Origin of the sequence: Caballeronia udeis (genome assembly GCF_001544555.2) — a bacterium.
Classification (GTDB): domain Bacteria; phylum Pseudomonadota; class Gammaproteobacteria; order Burkholderiales; family Burkholderiaceae; genus Caballeronia; species Caballeronia udeis.
Genome location: NZ_FCOK02000075.1, coordinates 44801 through 50800, shown reverse-complemented (window position 1 = coordinate 50800; position 6000 = coordinate 44801). Strand labels below are relative to the sequence as shown.

Below are 6000 nucleotides of genomic sequence, written 5' to 3'. Positions count from 1 at the left end.
GCCCGAGGCGACAAGCTCAGGGATGTGGGCTGCACCTGCCCTCGGAAAAACCTTGACGGACCGCCTCAGGGCGTGACTCGGCCAATGGACTTTCTACAAAGCGAACCTGGTTTCCGCTCACCCAGGCGGCATGAGCCAGCGGGTGTTGTCCTGCTTCAACTGAACATCAAACGGTAGCCATTTGCTCTTTCTTATGCCCCAGCCAACCGGGAGCGATGCATGGACAGCACGAGTCTTCGCCGTCTGCGGAATAACAAGGACCGGTCGCGTGTTCTATTCAAGTACGCCAGAAAACGGCGCCGTCTGATGCAGATGCGGGATGTGAAATGCGACAGCGAGTTCGAGCAGACACCCACTTAGCAGAGCCGGTGAAAAAGTCACCGGATTCCGCCCTACGGACGCGTATGCCAGAGCCGGACCCGCTCGTTTCGGATTTGGCGCCGGAGGGCGATGGCGAGCGGGAACATAGTTCGGATACGCTCATGGCTACCCGACCCCGGCACCCAAACGGGCGTGATAAGCGCCAAACGGGCAAACAGACTCGACGCGACAGGCTGCCCCCCGGCCTCCATCTCGCGATGCAACCGATCATGTCTATAACCGCGCCCTCCGAGTCATTGGATTTCGAAGTATTGCTGCGCGTTCGCGCGCCCGACGGATCTGTGCAAGCGGCGAACAAGTTGATCGCGACTGCGGAGCAATCCGGCGATATCGCTGCCATCGACACATGGGTAATGACCACCGTCCTCGAATGGTTCAGGGAGCATCGCATGGCGCTCATAAATACACGCTTCATCTGCGTGAACTTGAGCGCCAGCTCAATCAACGACGCGCACTTTCTTGAAGAAACCTTTTCGCTTTTCGTGCGCTTTCAGGACGTTGTTCCTTACCTGTGCCTCCAAATCAGCGAGAGCGTCGCGCTGAACAATCTGGCGGGCACTCAGCACTTCATTTCTCGGGTGCACCACATGGGTGGCAAGATCGCGCTGGACAACTTTGGTTCGGGTTACAGCTCGTTCAAATATGTGAGGCATCTATCCACCGACGTGCTCAAGATCGACGACGAATTGGTTCGCACCATGCACGCGCATCCGACCGATATCGCCATTGTCGAGGCGATGGTCATGCTCGCACGCAACCTCGGCATGCGCAGCATTGCATCGCAGGTAGAGAACATTAATACGCTTCGTGTGCTGACGGAACTCGGCGTGGACTATGTGCAGGGCTTCCTCGTGGCGAGGCCGCAGGAAGCGATGGCAATCCTCGGTGCGTCTTCGACCACGAGCTTCGTCGAGGATCCGGCCGTGGCGAAATTCGTACAAGACATGGGCAATACGGATAAGCAATCCACGCCCGCACTCGCCTCCAAACAAAAGTCGCAGCTTCACTAGTGACGGCGCATTTCAGGAGCACCGAGCGTAAGACCATATTTGCCCCGTGCTGTGTCGCACTCCCATGGCGAGACCGTTCTCGAACTGACTCCTCTCGCGCCTCGTACGTCACGCGGCCCGCTCTGCCGCGCCGCAAGCGCGTGCATTACTTGAGGTAACCAGCCTGGCGTACCGCCCGATCAGTTATCGCCTGTCCGGACTGCAACGCCTGATCGACGGTTGTTTGCCCCGCGACCGCACCCGAGATGCTCTGGCCCACTACAGTTCCGAACGACTGGAACTCCGGAATGCCAACGAACTGCACGCCGGTATATGGCACCGGCTTCGCGGTCGGATGATCTGGATCCGCCGTCTCGATCGCGTTCCGTACGAACTCTGAAAACGGAGCAGCAGTCTTGTATTCAGGCAACTGGTAGGTCGAGAGTCTGGTGCCGGGTGGGAGGGATGCCCAGCCGATATCGGCTCCGACCAGCTTGATGTATTCCTTCGAAGTGGCCCACGCAATGAACCTCTTTGCTGCATCCTGCGATCTCGACGTCTTTGGGATCGCGAGCGCCCAAGACCACAGCCAATGAGAGCCCTTAGCTGTATCCTGTACTGGGGCCGCGGCGAATCCCACCTTGTCCGCCACCGAAGATTCCTTTTTGTTGTACAGGATGCCGGCAGCGGAGGTTGCATCAACCCAGATGGCACACTTGCCGCTGGTCATCAAGGAAAGATTTTCGTTGAATCCGTTCGAACTGGCTCCGGGGGCACCGTATTTCTGCAAGAGGTTCACATAGAATCCGATTGCGCGCTTCCATTCAGGAGAGGTGAGCTGTGCATGCCATTGCTCGTCAAACCATCGGCCGCCAAACGTGTTAACGAGGGTACCGACGTAAGCCATGTTCTCTCCCCAACCTGCCTTGCCGCGAAGGCAAATGCCATATACGCCGTTCCCCTTGTCCGTCAATTTTTCAGCAAATCCCTGGATCTGTTCGTAGGTGGGGTGGTCGGGCATTGTCAGACCCTTTGCCGCGAACAAATCCTTGCGATAGAACGTCATCGAACTTTCTGCGTTGAACGGAAGCGCGTAAAGCTTGCCGTCATTAGATAACCCGTCGCGCACGGTCTTGAACAGATCGTTGAGGTCGTAGTCCGCCGGTAGGTCTTTCACTGGAACGAGCCATCCTCGCTTCCCCCACAACGGCGCCTCGTATGTTCCGATCGCCAGGACATCAAACTGGCCGCCGTTGGTCGTGATGTCCGTTGTCAGGCGCTGACGAAGTACATTTTCCTCAAGCACCACCCATTTCAACTGAATGTCAGGGTTCGCCTTTTCAAAAGCTGGTGACAGCTTCTTGAGCTCAATCTGATCATTATTATTGGGTACGCCGATCGTCACGGTGGTGGCGTGTGCAACGCTGCATACACCCAAGATTCCACACGCGGACGCAATCACGGTGAGACGACGGCATAACGCGCGCATGGTCCCCTGACTACGGTAGAGCTTTGCTTTCATTTCTGTCTCCTTAATATTAATCAAGCACCGAAATTGGGCGGAGCGGTTCAGTCATGAATGAAATGCTCGCAGCCGAATTACTATATAAGTGGAAAGATAGTGACGCAGATAACTCTTGACTCAGGTGATGGTGTAACCTCCGTCGACCATCAGGTTTGCGCCATTTATCATGGCCGCTTCCGTGCTCGCCAGGTACATGATGGCTGACGCTATCTCGGCAGGCTTCGCAAACCGGCGAGTGGGTATTGCGGCTCGGGCTCGCTCCCCTACCTCTCCCGCCCATCCGCTTAGACCCAGTTCGGTCTCAACCACCGTTGGTGAAATGGCATTGACCGTCACTCCCCTAGGCGCCCATTCGAGCGCCATGCAATTTGTCATTCCGATGATTCCGGCCTTGCTCGCGCAGTAGGCAAGGTGCCCCTCGATGCCGATGACTGCGGCTTGGGACGCCAAGTTTATGATCCTTCCGCTTTTCCGCGCGAGCATGATGGGCGCGAACGCTCGGGCGACCAAAAATGGTCCGGTTAAGTTGACGGCGATCGTTTTGTCCCACGTCTCCAACGGGAAATTCTCCGCCGGGGCAAGCGGTCCGATGCCAGCGTTATTGACTAACACGTCCACGCGGCCACATAACGCCAAAATTTCATTCGCCGCCGCGGTTACCGACTCGGCGTCAGTGACATCAACGATCCAACCGGTATGTTTGGAGCCCAAACCCGCGGCCACTTCCTTGACCGACTCTGCGCGGTCCAGGAGCGCCAAAGTAGCGCCCGCGTCTGCAAATAGCTCCGCAGCCATGCGTCCGATCCCGGCCGCTGCGCCGGTGATCACAACGACAGCATTCGTAAAATCATAAGAGGTATTTGACCTGGAGACCATGACTGTTCCTTGACCGTGCGTTTCTATAAATGCCTCCGATCAGGTCTGACCGGTTCGGCTGCGATTGATCGACCAATGCGGGTCTTGAATGGCTGATTTGAGCGCCTGTCCTAGCGTTGAAATTCAACTCCGGCGGGAATCCCGCGACGTCATCCCTGGTGTATTCCGATTACAGCGCCGCCGACGACGGAGACCTTTTCTTTCAGCCGCAGGATTTTCACCGGCCAGGCGCGCCACGATGTTATACATCGGGTCGCTCCCCAGTCTTCGCAATGAATTCATCGAGTTCGGCAAGTGTCGCTGTCCCTTCCATCGGTCCACGGAACGTGACGGCCCGCGCACCGCTCGCGCATGCGTAGCGCAACGCTTTATCTGCACCGAATCCCTGCAAGCGGCAGGCTATATACGTTGCGCCGAAGCAATCGCCGGCGCCCGTCGGATCCACTTCCTGCACTCGAAAGCCGGGAATATGGATTTCATTCAGCCCATCATAGAAGCTGCATCCATCCTTGCCACGCTTGATGACGACTTCGCGAATCCCGCGCTTCAGCAGTTCTTCAATAGCCCCGTGCTCGGTGCTTGCGCTGGCAAGCAGCGTCACTTCATGTCCGCTTGGCAGAAAGACGTCCGTGTAATCGAGAATGAAGTCCAGCGCCTCCCGCATTTCCGGAATGCGCAGCATTTCCTTGCGGATGTTCGGGTCAAAGCTCACCGTCCCGCCGTGCCCCTTGACGACCTCGATAACCTTTTTCATCGCTTCAATGATGCGAAACGAAAACAGCGACGACCCCATTACATGGAAGTGTTTGCAGTCCTTGAGAATGTCATCCCGGACATTGCCGACAGACAATTGCCCCGAAGCGCTGTTAGCAATGTTAAAGATAAAATCGCGTTCGCCGTCCTCCCGGTATGTGACAAAAGCACTACCCGTCGTGGCGGATTTGATGACCGAAATACCCGATACATCGACACCATCTGAACGCAAGCGTTCGACGTTGAGCGCGCCGAAATCGTCGCCGCCTACGCAACCGATCATCGCGCAGCGGCTGCCTATGTGCGCGACCTGGTCAATGAAAATCGCGGGAGCACCACTCGCATACGGACCGATCAGGGTACCCGGACTGCGGAACGACTGCCCGCGCTCCGTCGCCATGATTTCGACGAGGATCTCACCCATCGTCAGGATATAGCCGGCCTCGCCGGGTTTGTGCAGTTCAGTGTTAGCCATGGCGCTTTGAGTCAACAGGCGAAATCACAATGACATTGAAGGCGATAGCAGCCAGCGCTGCGACGAACCTGTTTTGCTTCAAATTCATGGTGTGTCTTCCTTTGGCAGTGGACTAGGCTGTGGATTTGCGAAACTCAAGAATTCCGCTTTCCCTTCTGTGGAACCGGAGGCCCTTGCTCTGCATCAGCTCCATTGTTTCCGGGTCAATTCCGTCATCGAGCAAAAGAGCGTCGATGTCAGAAACGTTCGCGAAAACTTCTCCATCGTGCTCACCCAGTTGCGGCTGATATGCAACTACGATCGTGCGGGTGGCACCTCGCCTGGCCCCTTCAGACACGCGCGCAACTGCGGGATCTGCGCAAAGAAGATTGCCGTCCCGATCAAGACCCGACGCTTCCAGAATGCACAGGTCGAATGATCTGTGCGTCACGGACGCTTCCGCATCGGGACCAGTCAACGTCGTGGCGCCTTGCTCAAGCTGCCCGCCTGTAAGCAGTAGCTCGCAGTGAACGAAGCGCTGCGCGGTCTGTGCCATTCCAATGTCTTGCAACAGCAGCGCGAGATTCGCCCTGTCCGAAAGAAATGGCAGGATCTTGTGGACTATTTCACCCGCGCCCAACATCAGCGATTGATGGTCGTCGACGGCCTCTGCCGCGAAACGGGCGATCGCGGTCTCCCAAGCCTTTCGCGCAGCACCGTCGACCTCCGGGATGACGACGTTGTTTCCCGACCGCTGGGCAAGGTAGCGAGCTTTCCCGAAAGAGCGGACGAGGTAACGCTGCTCCTCGAGATAGGTGAGGTCCGTGCGAATCGTCACGCTCGACACGTCGAACGCCTGGCTGAGCTCCTCGACCGAAACCTCGCCGCGCTTGCGGACCAGTTCAACGATCTGCAGGCGCCGCTTCAGGGAACTCTTGTTTGCGAGCATGTCTTCGATCTCGAAAGTAATTCCTCTGTTTCGAAAGATTATAGTTTCGAATCGAAAGACAACCTAGTGATTC

General features: G+C 56.9%; 5 protein-coding genes. 1 reads left to right on the top strand and 4 read right to left on the bottom strand.

Annotated features, from left to right (window positions below; genetic code table 11):
- Window positions 1-326 precede the first annotated feature (326 nt).
- Window positions 327-1391, top strand: coding sequence for an EAL domain-containing protein (locus tag AWB69_RS35920; RefSeq protein WP_082913741.1), 1065 nt, complete (start codon window positions 327-329; stop codon window positions 1389-1391).
- Window positions 1392-1536: 145 nt separating this feature from the next.
- Here the strand turns inward: AWB69_RS35920 and AWB69_RS35915 are convergent, their stop codons facing one another.
- From AWB69_RS35915 to AWB69_RS35900, 4 genes are all read right to left on the bottom strand, one after another.
- Window positions 1537-2892, bottom strand: coding sequence for an ABC transporter substrate-binding protein (locus AWB69_RS35915; protein WP_407923074.1), 1356 nt, complete (start codon window positions 2890-2892; stop codon window positions 1537-1539).
- Window positions 2893-3012: 120 nt separating this feature from the next.
- Window positions 3013-3771, bottom strand: a complete 759-nt coding sequence (locus tag AWB69_RS35910; protein ID WP_062091542.1) for a GolD/DthD family dehydrogenase — start codon at window positions 3769-3771, stop codon at window positions 3013-3015.
- A gap of 241 nt (window positions 3772-4012) precedes the next feature.
- Complete coding sequence (locus AWB69_RS35905; RefSeq protein ID WP_062091541.1) at window positions 4013-4999, bottom strand: tagatose kinase; 987 nt, start codon at window positions 4997-4999, stop codon at window positions 4013-4015.
- A 112-nt stretch (window positions 5000-5111) separates the two neighbouring features.
- Window positions 5112-5927: a DeoR/GlpR family DNA-binding transcription regulator gene (locus tag AWB69_RS35900; RefSeq protein ID WP_062091540.1), complete on the bottom strand. Its 816-nt coding sequence runs from the start codon at window positions 5925-5927 to the stop codon at window positions 5112-5114.
- Between the last annotated feature and the right edge of the window lie 73 nt (window positions 5928-6000).

Excerpts from the sequence above, each read along its gene's own strand:
- AWB69_RS35920 (WP_082913741.1), top strand. The coding sequence starts at position 327 with ATGCGACAGCGAGTTCGAGCAGACACCCACTTAGCAGAGCCGGTGAAA.
- AWB69_RS35915 (WP_407923074.1), bottom strand. The coding sequence starts at position 2,892 with ATGAAAGCAAAGCTCTACCGTAGTCAGGGGACCATGCGCGCGTTATGC.
- AWB69_RS35910 (WP_062091542.1), bottom strand. The coding sequence starts at position 3,771 with ATGGTCTCCAGGTCAAATACCTCTTATGATTTTACGAATGCTGTCGTT.
- AWB69_RS35905 (WP_062091541.1), bottom strand. The coding sequence starts at position 4,999 with ATGGCTAACACTGAACTGCACAAACCCGGCGAGGCCGGCTATATCCTG.
- AWB69_RS35900 (WP_062091540.1), bottom strand. The coding sequence starts at position 5,927 with ATGCTCGCAAACAAGAGTTCCCTGAAGCGGCGCCTGCAGATCGTTGAA.